Below are 2349 nucleotides of genomic sequence, written 5' to 3'. Positions count from 1 at the left end.
GATTACTATACTAAGAGGGCTGGGCACGAAATGATGGTTCCAATTCGCCGGCGATTTGAAGCATGGATTTGCTGAAATCCGGTGACAGGAGGATTTTCGTTCAGACTGCCGCGATTGTGGAAGGGCGCCGCATCCGCTGTCGTCATTCTAGCCCGGAGAGTCCGCTTTGGTATCTTTGAAAGGGAGCGCCAACCCAACGACTTCGTCATTCTAGGGCGGAGCGACGCGAAGCGGCGCGTAGACCCTAGCCGTTACCTTCGCGAGAGGTGCAACGGTAGAGAATAGAACCCTTATCTACCCCCGCCGAAAGATAGGTCTGCACCGCAGCATCTCTTCTATTTCACGGCATGGATTCTAGGGTCTGCGCGCGTCGCTTCGCTCCTTGCTCCGCCCTAGAATGACGACTGGAAGGAGGGCTTTGCTAACCACCCGGGGGCACCGAAGAGCGCGGCTGGCGCCGCGTCCACCCGCACCAACCCCGCGACCGTTCCTTTGCGCCCGTTCCGCCGTTACCCGGCGACACTTTTCCAACAAAGCGCCCTTCGTTGGAAGGATTTAACTCTACAAACCTGATAGAATTAACGGACGATAGAAAGGCAATCCAGTTTTCAGGGGTTTATGGAGCCTTTCAATGTCAATCCTTTCACGACGCGATCTGTTGCTTTCGTCGGCCGCCGCTCTTGCCGGCGCCGCCCTGCTCGGCCCTGCCAGCGCCGAGGATCTCAAGATCACCATCGGCTACCAGACGGTGGTCGAGCCTTCGAAAGTGCCGCAGGCGGACGGCGCCTATGAAAAGGCGACCAAGGCGGCGATCGACTGGCGCAAGTTCGATTCCGGCGCCGACGTCATCGCCGCGATCGCCTCCGGCTCGGTCGATATCGGCTATGTCGGCTCTAGCCCGCTGGCCGCGGCCGCCAGCCGCGAGCTACCGATCCAGACCATCTTCGTCGTCGGGCTGATCGGTCCGTCGGAGGCGCTGGTCGCCCGCAACGGCTCCGGCATCGAGAAGGTCGCGGATCTGGCCGGCAAGAAGGTCGCCGTGCCGTTCGTCTCGACCACGCATTACAGCCTGCTCGCGGCGCTGAAGCATGAGAATGTCGATCCGAAGTCGGTGCAGATCCTCAATCTGAGGCCGCCGGAGATCGCCGCCGCCTTCGCGCGCGGCGACATCGACGCGGCCTATGTCTGGGACCCGGCGCTCGGCCAGGTGAAGACGTCCGGCAAGGTGGTGCTGGACTCTTCGCAGGTAGCCGCCTGGGGCGCGCCGACCTTCGACGCCTGGATCGTGCGCACCGATTTCGCCGAAAAGCACCCCGAAGCCGTGCGCGACTTCGTCAAGGTGACCGGCGAAGCCTATGCCAAGTTCCTCGCCAAGCCGGAGGCCTGGTCGGTGTCATCGCCGGAAGCCGGCAAGATCGCCAAGCTCACCGGCGCCAAGCTGGAAGAGGTGCCGGAGCTGCTCAAGGGCTATGTCTTCCCGTCGCTTGAAGAACAGGCTTCGGACAAGTTCCTCGGCGGCGCAACCGTCAAGGCCGTCGCGGCGGCGTCCGCCTTCCTCAAGGAGCAGGGCAAGGTCGACGCCGTGCTGCCCGACTATTCGAAATATGTGACGGCGAAATATGCCAGCGAGGCGCTCGCCTCGAACTGAGCCTTCTCCATGCGATTCCCGGAAGGATGACCGCCTTTCCGGGGATTGTTCGGAAGCGCGGCCTCCTTCCCTGGCCTTGCGCTTGCCTGTCCCGAAGCCGCTTACGAGGCGCGGCTTTGGGGCAGGCCCCAGGATCCAACACCTGATCCAGCAGAGGCCCGCATGACGCATCTCACCCTCGACAAGATCAGCGTCCATTATGACGGCCAACTGGTGCCGGCGGTCGAGCGGGTTTCGCTCGACATTGCGAAGGGCGATTTCGTCGTGCTGGTCGGCCGTTCCGGCTGCGGCAAGACTTCGCTGCTCAACGTCGCCGCCGGCCTGGTCGAGCCCGCGGGCGGCCTGGCCACGGTGGACGGCCGGCCGATCACCGGGCCCGGCTCCGATCGTGCCGTGGTGTTCCAGAACGATGCGCTGTTCCCCTGGCTGACGGCGCGGGAAAATGTGGCCTTCGCGCTTAGGCTGCGCGGCGTCCCGGCCGATAGCAGAGCACGCCGCGCCGACGAATTGCTGTCGCTGGTCAAGCTCGCCGACGCCGGCGACAAGCGGATCTGGGAGCTTTCCGGCGGCATGCGCCAGCGCGTCGGCCTTGCCCGAGCCTTGGCCGCAGAACCCGAATTCCTTCTGCTCGACGAACCGCTCGGCGCGCTCGACGCGCTGACGCGTGAGCGCATGCAGACGACGCTGCTCGACCTGTGGGC

At 63.9% G+C, this 2349-nt stretch carries 2 protein-coding genes; both read left to right on the top strand.

Going from position 1 to position 2349, the window contains the following annotated elements; all coding sequences use genetic code 11:
• Window positions 1-631: 631 nt before the first annotated feature.
• Window positions 632-1648, top strand: a complete 1017-nt coding sequence (tauA, locus tag EOA24_RS34655) for a taurine ABC transporter substrate-binding protein (RefSeq protein ID WP_126080329.1) — start codon at window positions 632-634, stop codon at window positions 1646-1648.
• A gap of 162 nt (window positions 1649-1810) precedes the next feature.
• A partial coding sequence (locus EOA24_RS34650; protein ID WP_127410625.1) for an ATP-binding cassette domain-containing protein occupies window positions 1811-2349 on the top strand: 539 nt, incomplete at its 3' end.

The sequence above is a fragment of the Mesorhizobium sp. M2A.F.Ca.ET.039.01.1.1 genome, assembly GCF_003998035.1.
Lineage (GTDB): Bacteria > Pseudomonadota > Alphaproteobacteria > Rhizobiales > Rhizobiaceae > Mesorhizobium.
The sequence above is the reverse complement of the archived record's forward strand: the minus strand, read 5'-3'. Positions and strand labels throughout refer to the sequence as shown.

Bases quoted from the DNA above. Each gene is read 5' to 3' on its own strand.
- tauA (WP_126080329.1), top strand. From the start codon at position 632: ATGTCAATCCTTTCACGACGCGATCTGTTGCTTTCGTCGGCCGCCGCT.